At 53.2% G+C, this 17,290-nt stretch carries 19 protein-coding genes; 7 read left to right on the top strand and 12 right to left on the bottom strand.

Features of this window, described 5'->3' with window-relative positions; all coding sequences use genetic code 11:
- Window positions 1–49 precede the first annotated feature (49 nt).
- The 6 genes from tssD to OGX84_RS18635 all read left to right on the top strand — a co-directional run bounded on the left by tssD (window position 50) and on the right by OGX84_RS18635 (window position 4,686).
- Window positions 50–1,792 carry a type VI secretion system tube protein TssD gene (gene tssD / locus OGX84_RS18660; protein ID WP_286458286.1) on the top strand — a complete coding sequence of 581 codons (1,743 nt, stop codon included), beginning with the start codon at window positions 50–52 and terminating at the stop codon, window positions 1,790–1,792.
- The gene (locus OGX84_RS18655) at window positions 1,779–2,063 is read left to right on the top strand and encodes a bacteriocin immunity protein (protein ID WP_012133282.1); all 285 of its coding nucleotides are present in this window, start codon (window positions 1,779–1,781) and stop codon (window positions 2,061–2,063) included. The genes tssD and OGX84_RS18655 overlap by 14 nt, the downstream gene beginning before the upstream one ends.
- Window positions 2,064–2,086: 23 nt before the next feature.
- Window positions 2,087–2,530, top strand: coding sequence for a bacteriocin immunity protein (locus OGX84_RS18650; protein ID WP_286458284.1), 444 nt, complete (start codon window positions 2,087–2,089; stop codon window positions 2,528–2,530).
- Window positions 2,531–2,591: 61 nt separating this feature from the next.
- Entirely contained in the window at window positions 2,592–2,885 is a 294-nt protein-coding gene (locus OGX84_RS18645) for a bacteriocin immunity protein (RefSeq protein WP_112002181.1), read from the top strand.
- Window positions 2,872–3,417 (top strand): hypothetical protein, encoded by a 546-nt coding sequence (locus OGX84_RS18640; RefSeq protein ID WP_112002180.1) that lies wholly within the window; start codon window positions 2,872–2,874, stop codon window positions 3,415–3,417. The genes OGX84_RS18645 and OGX84_RS18640 overlap by 14 nt, the downstream gene beginning before the upstream one ends.
- Before the next feature lie 219 nt (window positions 3,418–3,636).
- Entirely contained in the window at window positions 3,637–4,686 is a 1,050-nt protein-coding gene (locus OGX84_RS18635; protein WP_071259706.1) for an AbrB family transcriptional regulator, read from the top strand.
- Window positions 4,687–4,691: 5 nt separating this feature from the next.
- On the opposite strand, the gene OGX84_RS18630 is transcribed toward OGX84_RS18635, so the two are convergent.
- The 4 genes from OGX84_RS18630 to OGX84_RS18615 all read right to left on the bottom strand — a co-directional run bounded on the left by OGX84_RS18630 (window position 4,692) and on the right by OGX84_RS18615 (window position 9,847).
- Window positions 4,692–5,483 (bottom strand): oligogalacturonate-specific porin KdgM family protein, encoded by a 792-nt coding sequence (locus OGX84_RS18630; protein WP_012133287.1) that lies wholly within the window; start codon window positions 5,481–5,483, stop codon window positions 4,692–4,694.
- Between the two features lie 81 nt (window positions 5,484–5,564).
- Window positions 5,565–6,755, bottom strand: coding sequence for a glycoside hydrolase family 88 protein (locus OGX84_RS18625; RefSeq protein WP_112002179.1), 1,191 nt, complete (start codon window positions 6,753–6,755; stop codon window positions 5,565–5,567).
- A 21-nt stretch (window positions 6,756–6,776) separates the two neighbouring features.
- Window positions 6,777–8,042, bottom strand: a complete 1,266-nt coding sequence (locus OGX84_RS18620) for an oligosaccharide MFS transporter (protein ID WP_012133289.1) — start codon at window positions 8,040–8,042, stop codon at window positions 6,777–6,779.
- A gap of 23 nt (window positions 8,043–8,065) precedes the next feature.
- Complete coding sequence (locus OGX84_RS18615; protein ID WP_227657320.1) at window positions 8,066–9,847, bottom strand: DUF2264 domain-containing protein; 1,782 nt, start codon at window positions 9,845–9,847, stop codon at window positions 8,066–8,068.
- A gap of 193 nt (window positions 9,848–10,040) precedes the next feature.
- Between OGX84_RS18615 and OGX84_RS18610 the strand changes: the two genes are divergently transcribed.
- A complete protein-coding gene (locus OGX84_RS18610; RefSeq protein WP_058668776.1) occupies window positions 10,041–10,889 on the top strand; it encodes an AraC family transcriptional regulator in 849 nt (282 codons plus the stop codon).
- A gap of 67 nt (window positions 10,890–10,956) precedes the next feature.
- On the opposite strand, the gene nei is transcribed toward OGX84_RS18610, so the two are convergent.
- The 8 genes from nei to ybgI all read right to left on the bottom strand — a co-directional run bounded on the left by nei (window position 10,957) and on the right by ybgI (window position 17,289).
- On the bottom strand, window positions 10,957–11,748 hold the full coding sequence (gene nei / locus OGX84_RS18605) for an endonuclease VIII (RefSeq protein ID WP_058668775.1): 792 nt from the start codon (window positions 11,746–11,748) through the stop codon (window positions 10,957–10,959).
- A gap of 14 nt (window positions 11,749–11,762) precedes the next feature.
- Window positions 11,763–12,407 carry a pyroglutamyl-peptidase I gene (gene pcp / locus OGX84_RS18600; RefSeq protein ID WP_112002178.1) on the bottom strand — a complete coding sequence of 215 codons (645 nt, stop codon included), beginning with the start codon at window positions 12,405–12,407 and terminating at the stop codon, window positions 11,763–11,765.
- 9 nt (window positions 12,408–12,416) lie between these two features.
- Window positions 12,417–13,412: a DUF979 domain-containing protein gene (locus tag OGX84_RS18595; RefSeq protein ID WP_112002177.1), complete on the bottom strand. Its 996-nt coding sequence runs from the start codon at window positions 13,410–13,412 to the stop codon at window positions 12,417–12,419.
- Window positions 13,409–14,134 (bottom strand): DUF969 domain-containing protein, encoded by a 726-nt coding sequence (locus OGX84_RS18590; protein ID WP_012133295.1) that lies wholly within the window; start codon window positions 14,132–14,134, stop codon window positions 13,409–13,411. The genes OGX84_RS18595 and OGX84_RS18590 overlap by 4 nt, the downstream gene beginning before the upstream one ends.
- A 79-nt stretch (window positions 14,135–14,213) precedes the next feature.
- The gene (gene pxpA, locus OGX84_RS18585; protein ID WP_049009860.1) at window positions 14,214–14,948 is read right to left on the bottom strand and encodes a 5-oxoprolinase subunit PxpA; all 735 of its coding nucleotides are present in this window, start codon (window positions 14,946–14,948) and stop codon (window positions 14,214–14,216) included.
- A complete protein-coding gene (pxpC, locus tag OGX84_RS18580; protein WP_112002176.1) occupies window positions 14,938–15,870 on the bottom strand; it encodes a 5-oxoprolinase subunit PxpC in 933 nt (310 codons plus the stop codon). Before pxpC ends, pxpA begins: the two co-directional genes overlap by 11 nt.
- Window positions 15,864–16,520 carry a 5-oxoprolinase subunit PxpB gene (gene pxpB / locus OGX84_RS18575; RefSeq protein ID WP_047458123.1) on the bottom strand — a complete coding sequence of 219 codons (657 nt, stop codon included), beginning with the start codon at window positions 16,518–16,520 and terminating at the stop codon, window positions 15,864–15,866. Before pxpB ends, pxpC begins: the two co-directional genes overlap by 7 nt.
- Before the next feature lie 25 nt (window positions 16,521–16,545).
- Window positions 16,546–17,289, bottom strand: coding sequence for a radiation resistance protein YbgI (gene ybgI, locus OGX84_RS18570; protein ID WP_024130534.1), 744 nt, complete (start codon window positions 17,287–17,289; stop codon window positions 16,546–16,548).
- Window position 17,290 lies beyond the last annotated feature (1 nt).

The following is a 17,290-nucleotide window of genomic DNA, read 5'->3' as shown; positions in this document are numbered from 1 at the left end:
ATTAGATCTTTAATCCGACACAATTGGATGCAGGTAAAGGCTAAATGGAATGGGCGATATTATTTACCTGAGAATCACAGGTGAAGAACAAGGAAACATTTCGGCGGGATGTGGAACATATTCGTCAACAGGTAATCGCTGGCAAAAAGGGCATGAAGACGAGATCTTCGTATTTTCGCTATTCAGCGCATTGAGTAATACAGGAAGAGGTATTAACCTTCAGGGACTCAGATTCAGCAAATTAATCGATAAAAGCACCCCGCTATTTTGTAATGCAATCACTAATAATGAAAGGCTGTTCATTGAAATTGATTTCTGGCGAATAAACAGAACGGGCCGATGGGAACGCTATTATTATATTCAACTAAGAAATACTTCTGTGAGAAGTATTCAAACGCATGTGGCCCTTAATGAGCTGGATACCGAAGAGATTGCGGTATCATATGATTATATTCTTTGCAAACACCTCATCGCCAATACCGAATTTTACTACCTGGCATTTCCCGCTGAATATAACCACTTGTTTATGCCGCAGCGCCCTCAACCGGTAAGTTCCCCCAGACCAGCGGCAATAAAAATCACGCCCCCCAGCCAACATCCCCCAAAAATCACACCGGTCTATGCTAAATCCTGCCTGAAAGCGAAAGGATGTACGGACGCCGGGAACACAGAAGAACCGGCAGAAAACTTCGGCCAGATGGCGATCTTTGCACAATCTTCAGTCGATGATTGTTGCGGATATACGCAGTCCGCAGAAGCCTCAGCCATGCCGCTGGCTCTGGGCGGACTGGCGCAGGTGTGGGGGGAGTGGCCGCTTAGCGGTACGCTCAGTGCGACAAGAGCGATACCTTATGTGGGAGCCCTGGCTTCCGCTCTGTATATTTCGTCTGCTGGCGAAGGCAGCGCGCGCGTTCCCGGGCGTGATGAATACTGGTACGAAGAGACCCTCAGACAGAAAGCGCTAACCGGAAGTACCGCCACCACCCGGGTACGCTTTTTCTGGGGTACCGACACTCACGGCGCACCGCAGGTCTATGGCGTACATACAGGGGAAGGTACCCCCTATGAAAACGTCCGCGTCGCGAACATGGTGTGGAATGATGAACATCATCTCTATGAATTTACGCCTGCTCACGACATAGACGGGCCGTTAATCACCTGGACACCGGAAAACCCCGTGACTGGTGATTTACCTAATCACACCGGAAGCAATGTTCCACCGCTTGATCAGCCAACCATTCTGGTGACACCAATCCCGGATGGCAAAAATGAGTACACCACGCCCCCGTTCCCGGTGCCGGATGCCGCCGATTTTAACGATTATATTCTGGTCTTTCCGACCGATTCAGGCATTCAGCCGATATATGTTTATCTTCGTGAAGATCCGCGCAAACAACCCGGCACGGCAACCGGTTACGGCGAAATTTTACCCGAAAATAGTCGTTGGCTTGAGGCCGCCAGTTCTGGGCTGGGAGCGCCGATACCTGCACAGGTGGCAGATAAGCTGCGAGGAAGAACGTTTCGCAACTTTGACCATTTCAGAGAAGAATTCTGGCTTGCGGTGTCAGAATGCCCTGAGCTTATGAAGGATTTTAAACCATCCAACCAAACCCTGATAAGAATGGGGTTAGCACCATATCCTATTCCTTCAGAGCAGGTAGGCGGCAGAACGACTTTTGAACTTCATCACTTAGAAGAAATCCAGCATGGCGGAGAAGTGTTTAATATGGATAATATAAACATTACCACTCCTCGCTTACATATAGGAATACATAAAAATGCTAATAGATAATGGAAAAAAAATAAGTGATTACACTGAGTCAGAGTTCATTGCTCTACTATCTAACTTTTTTGAGAATAAACATGGGTTAAATGCCAGGGATTTTGGTAAATTTATCGATGACCTACAACTACATGTAGTCAAAGTCACCCAGCACCCACTTGGTAATGGACTGATTTTTAATACACCAAATGATATTGAATGTTCACCCTTGGGAATATTTAAGGAAATAAAAAAGTGGAGAGCATCTCATGGCTTAGAGTTATTTAAAGATTCTAAATGATATATATATCAAGAGATATTAGAATGTTCAAAAACTGCCTGAAAGATTACACTGAGTCTGAAATTTTGGCGTTTTTAAATGAGTTTTTTGAAAACCCTAAGGACCTTAAAGGTAATGAAGCTAACGAAATGGAAACTAATTATATTATTTTGGAGGAAGTCTATCACATTGAAAATGTGAAGAGTATTTACAATGAGTTATCTACTATAGATTTTACCAAAACAGTATCAGAGGAGGCTATTCGACTAGATGAAGATTTGTTTCAACTAACCCAAAATAATGGTGTTGCCATAGACATCGGCTGGTATCCCTCACTTGACGAGAAAGGTGAGTTTCTTATCCAGGTTATATCGGATGGCGATTGGGATCACCCTATGATAAAAACATCCTCAGGATGGGATAAGAATGAGTTAATTGAAAAGTTAAACATAGTTTTAGAACAGTTACCTTTTTGTCTTAAAAGTTGAATAACCATTTAGAAAACAAATAATAGCACTCTGCAAAGCATCTTATTATAAAGGTGAACATATGATTCATTTTAAACAAAAACTCGAAGACTACACCGAAGCCGAATTCATAGAATTCCTGAATGAATTTTTTGAAAATCCTGGCAATCTGAAAGGAAGAGAATTTGAATCTCACACTAATAGGCTAGTCAAACACTTCGATAAAATCGTGGTTCATCCTGAAGGTAATGGTTTGATTTTTTATCCCCCGGATGACAGGGAGGACAGCCCACAAGGCATCATTGAAGAAATAAAAAGATGGCGTAAATCCCAGGGACTTCCACTATTTAAGGATTCTAACAATGCCTCTACCTGAACGAATGAGACCAGCTAAAGTCAGTAGTAACAAGATCAAAGAACTGTCAAATAAAGCCTGGCAGATACTTGCGAAAATCGATGAAGGTGTAAATGAAGAAGACTCTGCGTTAAAGGTAATGATTGATGAATGGAATAGTCAGGTAGTATGTCCCTGTACATTTTCAGATTTCAGAGACTTTTCCTCCTGGACTAGCGCTATAGAATTTACCCGTATCGCTTTTAACCAGGTGCAACAGTACGCAGATTTTACATGGGATGAATTGATTCAAACAATTGACACTGTGTGTCATGCCAAAGGTAAGGAGTCCGAACAAGATTTTGCTCTTTCGTTGCTCGAAAAAAATTTTGACGGTAATCCATCCGATCTTATTTTTTGGCCGAATGAATGGTTCCAGAATCCAGATATGTTGCATGTTGAGTTGACTACTGAAGAGATCGCGGGATATTTAATGGCCAGATCCGGTAGGCATTTAGCCGATGCACCAACAATAGAGCTAAAGTATCCGATTCCATTAGCCGACTCTCAATAAGAGTGAAACCATCTTCTTTACGATCTTAACACGTTACGTTTAAACTGTGGGCATCTTTAAAGTCCGTTCTTCGCTCGTGGCAGACCGTCAGTACACCTGACGGCTCCTGTCCCGGATATAGGTTTAGCCCGCTTTTATTGACGCCTGATATTTTTTTCAGCGTACTTTTTCTCTATGCTGTATCGATACACTTGATTGGATATCGCCAGGGAGCACAGGATGCCGGTTTTGCAGTGGGGTTTGTTGTTCCTGCTATCACTCCTTCTTTCGCTGGCTTTTCTCTGCATCCACCTTCCGGCGGCGCTGCTGCTCGGCCCGATGATTGCCGGTATCGCATTCAGTCTGAAAGGCATTACGCTGCGACTCCCCCGCTCCACTTTTCTCGCAGCGCAGGCCATTCTCGGCTGCATGATTGCGCAAAACCTTACTGGTTCGATTCTCACCACGCTGGCGGTGAACTGGCCGGTGGTGTTAGCCATTCTGCTGGTGACGCTGCTCTCCAGCGCGGTGGTCGGCTGGCTGCTGGTGCGCTACAGCTCACTGCCGGGCAATACCGGCGCATGGGGTTCCTCCCCCGGCGGCGCGGCGGCAATGGTGGCGATGGCGCAGGACTACGGCGCGGATATCCGCCTGGTGGCGTTTATGCAGTACCTGCGGGTACTGTTTGTCGCAGGCGCCGCCGTGCTGGTCACGCGGCTGATCCTCGGCGACAGCGCAGAAGCGGTCAGCCAGCAGATTGAGTGGTTCCCGCCGCTGAGCGGCAATCTGTGGAGCACGCTGCTGCTGGCTGCGGTTGCAGGCTTCGCCGGGCGCATATTGCGCATTCCTTCCGGTACGATGCTGGCGCCGATGATCGTCGGCGCATGGCTTCATGCAGGCGGCATGATCGTGATTGAACTGCCGGAATGGCTGCTGGCGATTGCGTATATGGCCATTGGCTGGCGCATCGGATTAGGGTTCGACAGGCAGGTCTTTTTTATGGCGCTGCGTCCGCTGCCGCAGATTCTGGCCTCCATCTTTGCCCTGATGGCGATTTGCGCGGCGATGGCCTGGGGACTCGCCCACTACATGCAGATTGATTTTATCACCGCCTGGCTTGCCACCAGCCCCGGCGGGCTGGATACCGTGGCGGTGATCGCCGCCGGTAGCAACGCCGACATGGCGCTGATTATGGCGATGCAAACCCTGCGGCTGTTCAGCATTTTGTTGACCGGGCCTGCGGTTGCCCGTTTTATTTCAACCTATGCGCCGAAACAGCCGCAGGCATAAAATGTTTAATTTAAATTATATTTAAACCCAACCCTGATCTGGTATTCGTTTTTGGTGTCATCGCCATCTTTATATTCATCCAGATAACCTAATTCAAAGAAGGGATAAAAACGTGGCGTTGCATGGAAGTTAAAAACAAAATTATGTTGCAGCGTATGGTTTTTACCATTCGCATATTCAAATTTATCGCCATGCGTTTTACTGTAATATGTCGGATTATATTGCACCCAAAAATCTGGCGTAAAATATTTGGTCAGATAAATATCAACGCGATGTTCCGAAGAGTCATCCCAGTCGCCCTGTAGCGTCTGGCTGTCGTGATTTTGATGATTATAGCGGTAGCGTAAAACGGCACCCAGCGTTGGGTCAAAGTGATAACCAATACCGAGGTAAGGATCGATACGTGAACCGGCGGACTCCCAATGGAAGACAACCCCAGGTTCAAGCCAGAAGTCGCTCTCGCCCAGCGGGAACGGCTTGTTAAACTCCGCTTCTTCGTAGCTGCTTTTCCACTGCTCCATATTTTTACCGAGATCGGAGTCCGTCTCAAAACTCCAGTACATTCGGGCGAAAATACTGTTCGGGTCCTGCACCACGCCTGTCAGCATCAGTCGTTGTAAAAAACGCTCGCTGGCCGTGCGATACTGTGTGCGTGGCGCAAAATAAACCGTCGTAAACGGTTTTTCTTTTGCCTGTGGCGCCGTCGTTGAATGACTGTTATTGTCCGCAAAAACGCTGGCGGAAGGCATGACCAGTGCAGCCGCTAATAGGGCTGTATTCATATTCTTACTTTGCATTATATTTTCCTTGCAGAAACAGAGATAAAATCTCCCCCTGCTAACTGAATAGCATTATTATTTAACAGGAGGAGTGGGATATTACCAGTAACTATTCCAGCATGACGTTGCGCGGGTAATGGCCTCCATCAGGAAATAATCACCCCAGGCACAGCATTCATTCACGCCGACGTTACCTTTAAAATAATAAACAGAATGTTTTAATAATCCTTCGCCTTCTTTGTGCTCCAGATTGAGATAGCCGTCGAGCATCCGCTCAATCATTCGCAATGCCAGCGCCTCATAACTTTCACGATCGGGATGAGTCGCCGGAAGCTGTTTTACCAGTTCCAGCAAGGCGCAGGCGAGAATCGCGCTGGCAGAACTGTCTCTTTCGCTGTTGGGATCGGTCAGCGCCAGATCCCAGTAACAGACCAGGTCTTCCGGCAAACGGTTAATAAAATAGTTTGCCAGCGTCTGGCTCAATTCCAGCAGTTTCTCATCCCCGGTATAGAGGTAGTTCAGCAGAAAGCCATACACGCCCCATGCCTGCCCACGCGACCAGCAGGAATCGTCGGAGAACCCCTGATGGGTATTGCCAAAGCGTGGCTCACCGGTGTGAACATCCATATAGTACGTGTGAAACGTCGAGCCGTCCTCGCGCACAATATAGCGTCGCGCCTGCTCAATATGGCTTTTCGCCGCCTGTGCATAGCGCGGGTCGCCCGTTGTCGCGCTGGCCTGATACAACAACGGCAGATTCATATTGCAGTCAATGATCATCCTCCCCTGCTGTTCCGGGTTATCCAGCTCTCCCCATGCCTGAATAATGCCGCACTTGTCGTGATAGCGCTCCATCAACACTTCTGCCGCCTGCTGGGCGATATATATTGCCTCCCGGTTATCGGTCAATTTGCTGGCAGCCACGCAGGAAAGGCTGTACAGAAACCCGAGGTCATGGTGGTTAGTGTGGTCGCGCTTTGCGATACGTTCGCCAAAGGAGCGGACATGCTGCCCGGCTAACGCGCGATATGCGGCATTCCCTGTCCACTCCCATGCCAGCCACAGTTGCCCGGTCCAGAAACTGGTCGTCCACTCCTGATTATCGATAATCGGATAGATACCGTTTTTACATGCCGCGTCGGGAAAACGCTGGCCGAAATAAGCGCTGTTACGATCAACAGCCTTTAAAATCACCGGCAACGCATGACGAATTTTCTGCGCGATAGCAGCGCGCTCGTCGCGCTGTAGCGCAACAGGGACAATCGTTTCTTTACGGATAGTTGCAGACATAATTCTCTCGTTTTCTTTACTTTAATGAATGGCTTCTTGCCCGTGGGCAGGGATGGCGGTGTTTTTTTTATGCTGATAGCAGGGAGATAGCGTGATGGCGGAGATCCCGGTAAATATCAGCGCGATGATGCCCATAATCAGATAGGTGTGCTCAAAACCGATCTTCTGATAGGCATACCCGGCAGGCGGCGCCACCACGATAGAGCCGACGTAAATCATGGCCTGATAACCCAGCAGATACATCGTGGCGTTGACGCGCTTGTCGAAGTGTTCGGCGATATATTTGAAAACCGAGACCAGAATCAGCGCAATTTCAATCCCATACAGCGGTTTCACCAGGCAGATAATCAGCGGATCGTTGGTTAACCCGGAGATAATCAAACGCAGGCTGATCACCAGCCCTGTCAGGAGCATCCCCTGCTTGGCGCCGATGCGGTTAATGATGGCGGGCACCAGCATCATGCCGAAGAACTCGGCGGCGGACTGCGCGGTGCTCATATAGCCAAACATGGCGTTTCCTTCCTCTTTGGTACTGAAGAAGGTGACGAAATAGCGAGAGAATTGCTGCTCGGCAATAAACATCATCCATGCCACGCCCGCGATATACAGGGAGAAGGTCCAGAACTTTTTATTGCGCAGCAGCTGGAACACATCGCCAATGACAATCTTCTCTTTCGACAGAACGTTGTTTTCTTCCTGACCAAAGTGATCGACCTTCAGCGTCAGCAGCACCGCGAACATGCACAGCGCGGAAACGGTACTGATAACAAAGTTGATTTTGGGGGAGATATTGTAGAGATAGCCGGAAAACGACGACGCCGTCGCCCAGCCCAGCGCCGCCCACATGCGGATGCGGCCAAACTCCATGTCATACAGACGGCTGAAACGGTCAACATACGACTCTTCCGCCGCCACGCCCGCATACCAGCCGAGGCTGAAAAACAGCGCGCCGACAATCATTCCGCTGACAAAATGGGTTTGCAGCAGCGGCAGATAGCACCAGATGTAAAACGGCGCCATCAGTGCCGAAACAATACAGACAAAATAGAGCAGGTGTTTTTTCATGCCCATTTTGTCCATGATGTAGCCGTAAACGGGTTTGATAATCACCGCAAAAACGCCGTTAACGGCAAACACCGTGCCGATTTCCACGCCATCCAGCCCGGCTTTATCCCCCAGCCAGATAGCATACAGGCCAAAACTGGCCGCCCAGGTAAAGGTAAACAGAAATACAAACAGACTCAGCTTAATGTAAGCCGAACGTGTCGACTGAACAGGGTTCATCATTATTTTCTCCGCATCAGCGTCAATTATTTTATTTCCAGCGTTTTCGAGTTCAGCGTCAGCACCTGATTGACACGATCGAATGCCATGACCACCGGCGGCGGCAGCGACGGAGACATCGTGGCGTTAACGCTACAGGCCAGCCAGTGAGTGCCCGGCGTGAGCGTCGTGCCGAGACAGGGGATCTCTCCAGGAGAGGCATACAGAATGTTGCTGTTCGGCGGGGTGGTGACGACCAGCGGCTGGCGTTCAGCCAGCAAATCCTCGATCTGACACACGCCGGAAGTGGTACTGAGAGTCAGCCCGTTTTTTGCCATTCGGGTCGTCGTCAGATGATGGCGATTCAGTGCGAATCCGCCTTCCACGCAGTCGAGCGTGCGTGGGGTTACAACGCGATGTAGCCGGAGATGCCCCTGCTCATGCGGGATAAGCCAGGTGGTGACGCTGACATCCGGCCAGGGGCGCCAGACGCTTCGAAGCCACGCTGGCGTCATCTCCACCGCATCGCACTCGCGACGCCCGCGCCAGTAGCCGTCCTGCTCGCTGAACATCAGCGTCGAGTCACAGGCGGCATGGTTCAGACCATACACGCCGCGTTCAAGGGTGAAACCAAAGTGGCTGGAATAGGCGAACTTGCAGTATTTGGCGTCGAAATTGACGAAGTTATTGCGATCGTACTGCCCGGACATCAGCATCCAGACGTGATGGTTATCCTCCGCATGAACAATAAACTGCCCGGCTTCCGCTATCGGGTGAACCGTCTCCAGCACGGGCAATGGCGCGGGTTCCGCCTGCCAGAACGCACTCTCTTGCGGCAGCGCCAGAATCAGCAATGCCTTACATGCCCAGTACGGCGAACCGGGGCTGTTGTAATCTTCGGTCATCACCAGATTCGGGTATGTGTACCCCAGCGTGAACAAACCATCCGGGCCGATAAACGGTTGGCTCAGCCACCAGTCGATATGCCGCAGGATCAGCCCTTTGATAACCGGTACGCTAAACACATCCAGTCCGGTATATGCCACCGCGCTCCAGAATGCGACCTGTACGAAGCGATAAGTCAGGCTACGGCCAAAGGGGATCGCATTGCCGTCACCGGTAAAGTAATGGATATAATCTTTCGCGAACTGACGCGCGCGCTGACGATAGCGCAGGCAACGTTCGGGATCAGCATCCTGCATAAAGTGGCTGTACAGCAGGCTGTAAAAGTGAAACCCGCTGGAGATGTAGTAGTCGCGCGGCTTACCGGCGCCATCGGCGTACCAGCCGTTGCCAAGCCAGAACGGTTCAATGGCATTCAGATGCTTATCAATCACCATCATGTCGTAATGCCGCCCGACGCACTTAAGCCCCACCTGCACCAGCACCGGGAAGAAATGCCAGTTGTTATCGGGGATCTGAATGTCGGCGCTCTGGCGTAACCAGCGCTCCAGATTGTTTTGCTCGTCGATGGAGAGCGCTGACCAAAGCCCCGTTCCCGGTAACGCCAGCGCCAGGCCAAACGCCGCCATTTCGACGCATCGCTGATCGTTATCCGCCAGAGAGCCCCAGTAGTCAGGATGTTCGGGATCGCAGCCATGACGAATACCGTCGATAAACGTCTCGCGAAAATCATCGGCTTCGCCACCGCTCAGTAACGGCGCCAGCAGCCACAGCAGACGGGAGAAACCTTCCATTCCGGCGACATCCGCCGGGTAGTGTGCAGACGTTTCTCCGGCGTCCAGACGCGTGTTTCCTCGCCTCAAATGGGGGACGGCTGACGCCAGCCATTGTTGCGCCAGTCCGACATATTCTTGCCTTATTCGCATAATGAAACCTCGTTTCATTTGATAAATGTTGGACGCATAATAAGGATTCAGACGGACAGACAAATGTGATAATTGTCGTATTTTCGGACAACGTCGGTGATGAATAACAACATTCATCCGCTTTTAGCGACAAAAATTCGATTAGAGTGATAAAAGTTTAAGTTTATTCACATTGCGGGAGGGGCGGGCAGAAATGCAGCGAATGGAAGACAGCAGTTATCTTGAGAATATCAACCTCAACGATAAGTCGATTTACTTTAACCGCATGAAGAATATGCCTGCCAACTACTACCACTGGCATCAGTGTGTGGAGATCCTGTCAGTTTCTCAGGGAGTTGGCATCGCGCTAATGGAGCACCAGCAGTACACCGTTAAACCGGGGCGTATTTTTATTTTTCCGCCGGGAAAGCTGCATAAGGTGTTTGTCGAGCAGGACGATCGTAATGTTTATCACCGTACAACGCTGCATTTTAATGGCTCAATTATTGAGCAGTACCTGCGTGATTTTCCACGTCAGCAAATGTTGCTGCGTCAGCTCTGCGGTCGGGGAGAAAAGGCGCGGGTATTTGATGTCGGCGACGTACAGCCGGTGATTGAAACGCTGCTGAGCCGTTTTGAAACGCTGGTAAAAAGCAAAACGTTCAGCGTCAGCGACAGCGCATTTCTGGTGATGCAGATTATCAGCCTGCTGCCGCATCAGGAGCAGGCGACGGGATACAATACCTTTTCGGTCAGCATTATCCGTTGGATAGAAACCCATTTTCACCAGCGCTGCTCGCTGGACGATATCGCCCGCGAGATGGGCTGCTCGCGCGGACATGCCTCACGCCGCTTTCACGAGGAAACGGGCGGCACCATTCAGGAGTATCTGATGATGCGCCGTATCCGTCAGGCATGTGAATTGCTGTTGCACACCAACAGCTCAGTGCGTGAGATTGCCGAACAGGTCGGTTTCTCCGAGTACGCCTGGTTTATTACCTGTTTTCGCAAGAATATGGGTAAAACGCCGTTGCAATATCGCAAAACGTATTCCCCCGCCTAGTTTCCACGCTGGATGGTCTGGTCTGTAGGCCGGATAAGGCGAGGCCGCCATCCGGCACGTTGACGGATTACGTCTGGCAGTGTGGACACCAGTAGAACGGGCGCGAGGAGAGCGTCGTTTTCTCAATAATGCCGCCGCAGCGCTCGCAGGCTTCGCCGTCCCGGTGGAACACCTTAAAGCGAAACAGCGCGCCGTGATGCGTGTTCTCATCCGCCTGACCGCGCGTGGTATAAGAAAGACGCGGGATATCGAGCAGCGTATGAGATAACGCCTCCAGCTGTTGGTCACTGAGATCTTTCGCCTTATGCTGCCCCGTCAGCCCTACCTGCCAGAGAATTTCCACACGCAGATAGTTGCCCAGCCCGGCGAGAAACGCCTGATCCAGCAACAGCCCGGAAAACTGACGATTACGAAAACGCGCAGAGAGCAGACGCGCTTTTACATCATCGGGCGTCAGCCGCGGGTCCAGCACATCCGGCCCGACGCGTTGCAGAAACGGGTGGGTGGCGAGCTGTTCCGGCGTCAACATTTCAATGTCGGACGCGCTGTAAAGCAGAATGGTTTTATCCGCCGTTTGCAGGTTAACGCGTAATACCCGGCTGGTTGCCGGGATGTTCCCCGTCTCCACTACTCGCCATACGCCATACAACTGGTTATGGCTGTAGAGCGTCAGCCCCTGCGAAAAGTGGGTCAGCAACGCTTTCCCCCGCGTTTCGATATGGGTGACCGTCTGCCCAATCAGCGGCGATTCATACGGTTTTAACTGCGAAAAGGCAAACCAGACATCCGTCAATGGTTTGCCTTTGATCGCCGCCTCCAGGTTATCCGCCGCACGACGGATCTCCGGGCCTTCAGGCATAGTTCTGTCCTTTGTTAGTGAGTTGCTCCGCCTGTTACTGCAATGTCAGTTTCCACATGAAGCGCTGTGACAATGGCGATTTCCAACGCCTGACGCATCGTTTCCGCCGCCATGCTGGGCGCACCAGGATGTGCCGCCGCCTGTTCCGGCAGATAAGGAATATGGATAAATCCACCCTTCACATCCTGAATATCGCGCAATTTATGCAACAGTCCATACATTACGTGGTTGCAGACAAAAGTGCCTGCGGTCTGAGAGACCGATGCCGGAATCCCCGCTTCGCGCATCGCCGAGACCATCGCTTTGATCGGCAGCGTGCTAAACCAGGCTGCCGGGCCTTCCGCCACGATGGGCTCATCAACCGGCTGCCTGCCGCGATTATCGGGGATACGCGCATCGTCAATATTAATCGCCACGCGCTCCACGGTAATATCCGTGCGCCCTCCGGCCTGCCCTATCGCCAGCACCAGCACCGGGGATAACGCGTCAATCGCCGCATTCAGCACGGTGAGAGAGTCGCCAAAGACGCAAGGGAGCTGGCGGGCCACCACGCGACACCCTGCGATGATAGCATTGTCGAGACGCGAGACCACTTCCCAGGAAGGGTTAACCTGCTCGCCGCCGAAGGGTTCAAACCCGGTGATTAATACCGTCTTCATCCTTCCTCCTTACAGAAACATCAGGAAATACATCAGAAACACGTTAACCAACAGCAGCACAATACCGGTCGGCACCTGCGCTTTGATCACCGCATTTTTATCCGGCAGTTCCAGCAGCGCCGCAGGCACGATATTAAAGTTTGCCGCCATCGGCGTCATCAGCGTTCCGCAGTAGCCGGAGAACATGCCGATTGCCGCCATCACCGCCGGGTTCCCGCCATGTTGCAGCACCAGGATTGGAATCCCAATCCCCGCCGTCACAATCGGGAATGCGGCAAAGGCGTTCCCCATCACCATCGTCAGTAGCGCCATACCGATGGTGTAGACCGCCACGGCGATAAAACGGCTATCGACGGCAAGATATTCCTGGGTGAGATACGAAATTCCACTGCCGACGCCTGCCGCGGTAAATAACAGCCCTAACGTGGCGAGGATCTGCGGTAAAATGAACGCCCAACCGATGGAATCCAGCAGACGACGCGCTTCCTGAATCGGCTGGTGCACCTTCTCATGCGTCATCTTTATCGCCATCCCCAGACCAATCAATGACCCCGCAGTCATGGAAAACAGCGTCACCAGCGTGGCGTGATTGCCCGGCCCGAACAGCGTCTCCTGCAATCCGGGAACATGGTTGAACATAAGCACGCCGATCACCGTGACCACCGGGATCGCCAGCGCCGGATAAAACAGGCGGTTGCCCAGACGACTGGCGCTTTCCTCACGCTGTTCGCGAGTTCGCTGGTGATAGCTTCCGAGCTTCACGCCGCCGAAACCGGCAATCAGCGCCATCACCACCACCGCCCCACCGACGGCGATGTTAACCATGCGTTTGTCGCCCACCAGCTGATAAGTCCAGTCGCCGAGCAGGAACAGTACGCCATAAACGCCCCAGAATAACCCCGTCGTCAGGCGACGCGGGTTGGCTTTGTCCTGCCACGACATGACGGCGACAATCAACAGCACCACACCGGCCAGCCAATAGAGATAGCTTTGTTGAAAATTCATTTCGCCTCTCCTTTGCTCATCGCCGCGCTGACTTTCGCCACTTCACGTTGCAGATAATTGTCCAGACGCCACAGGCGCGCGCCGTGAATCAGAAAAGCGCAGATCGCCGTCGGAATCCCCCACAGCGCAATATGCAGCGGCTCGGTCTGAATCCCGCCGGACTCCAGCATGAAGTTGTGCATAAAGATGATGGCGCCAAAAGCCACGAAAATGTCTTCGCCAAAAAACAGCCCGACGTTATCGGTGGCTGCTGACATTGCCCGCAGCCGGTAGCGAACCGTGCCTGGCAGCTCCCCGTGTATTTTCTCTGCCGCCCCTTCCGCCATCGGCGCCAGCAACGGACGCACCATTTGCGGATGGCCGCCGAGACTGGTCAGCCCCAGCGCTGCCGTCGCTTCTCGGACAAACAGATAGACAATCAGCAGACGTCCTGCCGTGGCGCTGCGGATTTTCGCGATCCACGCCTGCGCGCGTTCTTTGAGCCCGTGACGTTCCAGCAGACCGATAACCGCCAGCGGAATCAGCAGAATAAAGGGCAGGTTACGGGTATTGAGGAACCCTTCACCCAGTTTTTCGAGGATCGTGGCGATCGGCATCTGCGCCGCCAGTCCCGTGACGATCCCGGCAATAATGACCACTAATACCGGGTTAAAGCGTAAAAGAAATCCAGCCACAATGACGGCGATACCCATCAGTGGCCAGAGAGAAATTGCGTCTCCCATGATCCGTTCCTGTCAGTCGTGTTGCGTTGTTTTTATTTGCACAGCGCCTCTTCGGGCACTGTGTCAGCCTGGTTATTGGTTATGCCATAATCCTGATACTGCGTTCTTCAAACGCCGCGCGCAAACGACGGGCAAAAGCGAGTGCGTGCTCGCCGTCGCCGTGAATACATACCGTTTGCGCCACAACGTTCGCCCATTCACCGGTAATGCTTTTCACTCTACCGGATTCCACCATGCCCAGCGTTTGCGCCAACGCGTGCTCTTCGTCTTCTACCAGCGCGCCCGGCTGGGTTCGCGGCACCAGGCTGCCGTCAGCCTGATACCCCCGATCGGCAAAAACTTCCTGACGCGTCGTCAGGCCATAATGCTCGCCTGCGCGGATCAGTTCGCTGCCCGCCAGCCCGACCAGAATCAGCGACGGATCGCAGGCATGTACCGCTCTGGCGATGGCATCCGCCAGCTGTGGATCTTTCGCCGCCTGGTTGTACAACATACCGTGCGGTTTGACATGACGCATAACGCCGCCTTCCGCGCGGGCTATCGCCGCCAGCGCACCGATCTGGTACAGCGTCTGGCCGTAGACGGTTTCCGGCGGTAACGTCATGGCGGTGCGGCCAAAGTTTTCCCGGTCAGGGAAACTGGGATGCGCGCCAATCGCTACGCCGTTTTTCAGCGCTTCGCGCACGCTCGCCAGCATGGTTTGCGCATCGCCCGCGTGAAATCCGCAGGCGATGTTGGCGGATGACACCAGTTGCAGTAACGCCGCATCGCTGGCGCACCCTTCTCCTAAGTCTGCGTTAAGATCAATGTTCATCGTTGAGTCGCCATGTTAACTGTTCCAGATAACGCTGCTGATCGTGACGCGCCTTAAGCGCCTCCTCCAGCGTACACTGAACAAAATGGATCGGTTGCCCGAGAGGGATCTGCGCCAGATGATACATATCCGCCTCAATGATGCAGGCGATACGCGGGTAGCCGCCGGTGGTCTGGGCATCGTTCATCAGCACGATCGGCTGACCATTATGCGGCACCTGAATAACGCCCGGCAGCAGCCCGTGCGACAGTAACTCACGTTCGGTGGTCCGTTTCAGCGGTTGCCCCTGCAAACGATAGCCCATACGGTTACTTTGCGGGCTAAGCTGCCACGGCGAGCGCCAGAACGCCTCCTGCGAGGCCGCTTCAAACTCCTGGTATTCCGGGCCAGGCAACGCGCGAATCCGGTTCCCCCACAGCAGCTGTTTAACGCCCTGCGGGCCGCTGAACTGGCGTTCTGACCTTCCTGTCGCCAGCCGATCGCCATCTTTTAACAAGCGCCCTTCCAGCCCGCCAATGCCGACCTTCAGGTCGGTGCTGCACGACCCCATCACTTCAGGCACGTCAATGCCGCCCGCCACGGCCAGATAGCTGCGCATTCCGTGGAGCGGGCGCTTCAGCGCCAGACGCTGTCCCGCTTTCACCGGCAGCCGCCAGCCGGTCCAGACCGGTTGGTCGTCCAGACGGGCCTCGCACCCGGCGCCGGTCAATGCAAACCAGCCGTCGGATTCAAATTCCACCACCAGTTGGCCGAGCGTAATCTCCAGCGCCGGAGCACTGGCGTCATTCCCCACCAGCAGGTTCGCGATATGCAGCGCCGGTTTGTCCAGCGCGCCGCAATGGCTAATACCGGACTGACGATAGCCGTATCGTCCCCCATCCTGCACTGAGGTGTACATACCCGCGCGAATAATGTTCAGCATACCCCCTCCTTCTGCGGGACAAAGCGTATGGTGTCGCCCGGACGTAACAGGATGGGCTCATCCCGCTGTGGGTCGAACAGCTTCAGCGGCGTATGGCCGATTAGTTGCCAGCCGCCCGGCGTCGGCAGAGGGTAAATCCCGGTTTGCGGGCCGCCAATCCCCACGGAACCAGCCGGAACAATCAGGCGCGGTTCTGCCCGTCTTGGCGTGTGCAATTGTTCCGGTAAGCCCCCGAGATACGGGAAGCCCGGCTGAAAACCTAAAAACCAGACGACGTACTCTACTGAAGCGTGCAGTTCAACCACCTGCTTTTCGCTCAATCCGCTGTGTCGCGCCACCTCCGCCAGATCCGGGCCGCCCTCGCCGCCGTAGGTCACGGGAATTTCGATAAAGCGTGAATCAGGCTCCAGCGCCTCGCTCTCTTCCCACCAGCGCTGCAAACGTTCAATCGCATCCAGCGCCAGCGTCTGCGGCTCGCGCAGGATCACCGTGATATTGTTCATACCCGGAATCGCTTCAACAACATTCGGCATATCGACCAGACGCTGCGCCAGTCGCCAGATGCGTTTCTGGGATGCCAGCGTGACCGGCGGTTCAAGCTCCAGCACCACCGCCGTTTCACCTAACAGATAACAACGCGCTCGTTGCACTTTCGTCCCTCTCGTGTTTTATGCGTTATGCCGGATTGGGAATATCAATAAAGGTCACATCCAGACTCGTATTTTCAGTCAGCCATTCGCTTAACGCGCGAATGCCGCCGCGCTCGGTGGCGTGGTGTCCGGCGGCATAGAAATGCAGCCCCTGTTCGCGGGCGGAGTGAATCGTCTGTTCAGAGACCTCGCCGGTAATAAACGCATCCACGCCAAAGCGCGCGGCGCTGTCGATAAAACTTTGCCCGCCACCGGTACACCAGGCCACACGCTGCACTTTTTCCGGCCCGGTATCGCCGCACCATAACGGTTTACGCCCCAGGCGCGCTTCAATCCACGAGGCCAGTTCCAGCCCCGGCACCGGCATTGATAACTCTCCCCACGGCACCAGCGGCTCGATTTCCCCCATCACGGTAATGCCGAGCAGCGCCGCCAGCTGCACGTTGTTTCCCAGTTCCGGGTGCGCATCCAACGGCAGATGCCAGCCATAGAGGTTAATGTCATTCGCCAGCAGCGTTTTCAGCCGATTGCGTTTCATACCGCGAATGACCGGAGATTCCCCTTTCCAGAAGTAACCATGATGAACGATGACCGCATCAGCCTGCTGGCGTACCGCTTCATCCAGTAAGGCCTGGCTTGCCGTCACGCCGGTCACGATTTTTTGCACCGTCTCTTTGCCTTCAACCTGTAAGCCATTCGGCGCGTAATCGCTGATGGCCGCGCTGTTCAGCTTTTCATTGATCAGTTGTTCCAGTTCGGTGTTTTTCATC

The organism is Citrobacter sp. CK202 (genome assembly GCF_030333225.1).
Lineage (GTDB): Bacteria > Pseudomonadota > Gammaproteobacteria > Enterobacterales > Enterobacteriaceae > Citrobacter_B > Citrobacter_B koseri.
The sequence above is the reverse complement of the archived record's forward strand: the minus strand, read 5'-3'. Positions and strand labels throughout refer to the sequence as shown.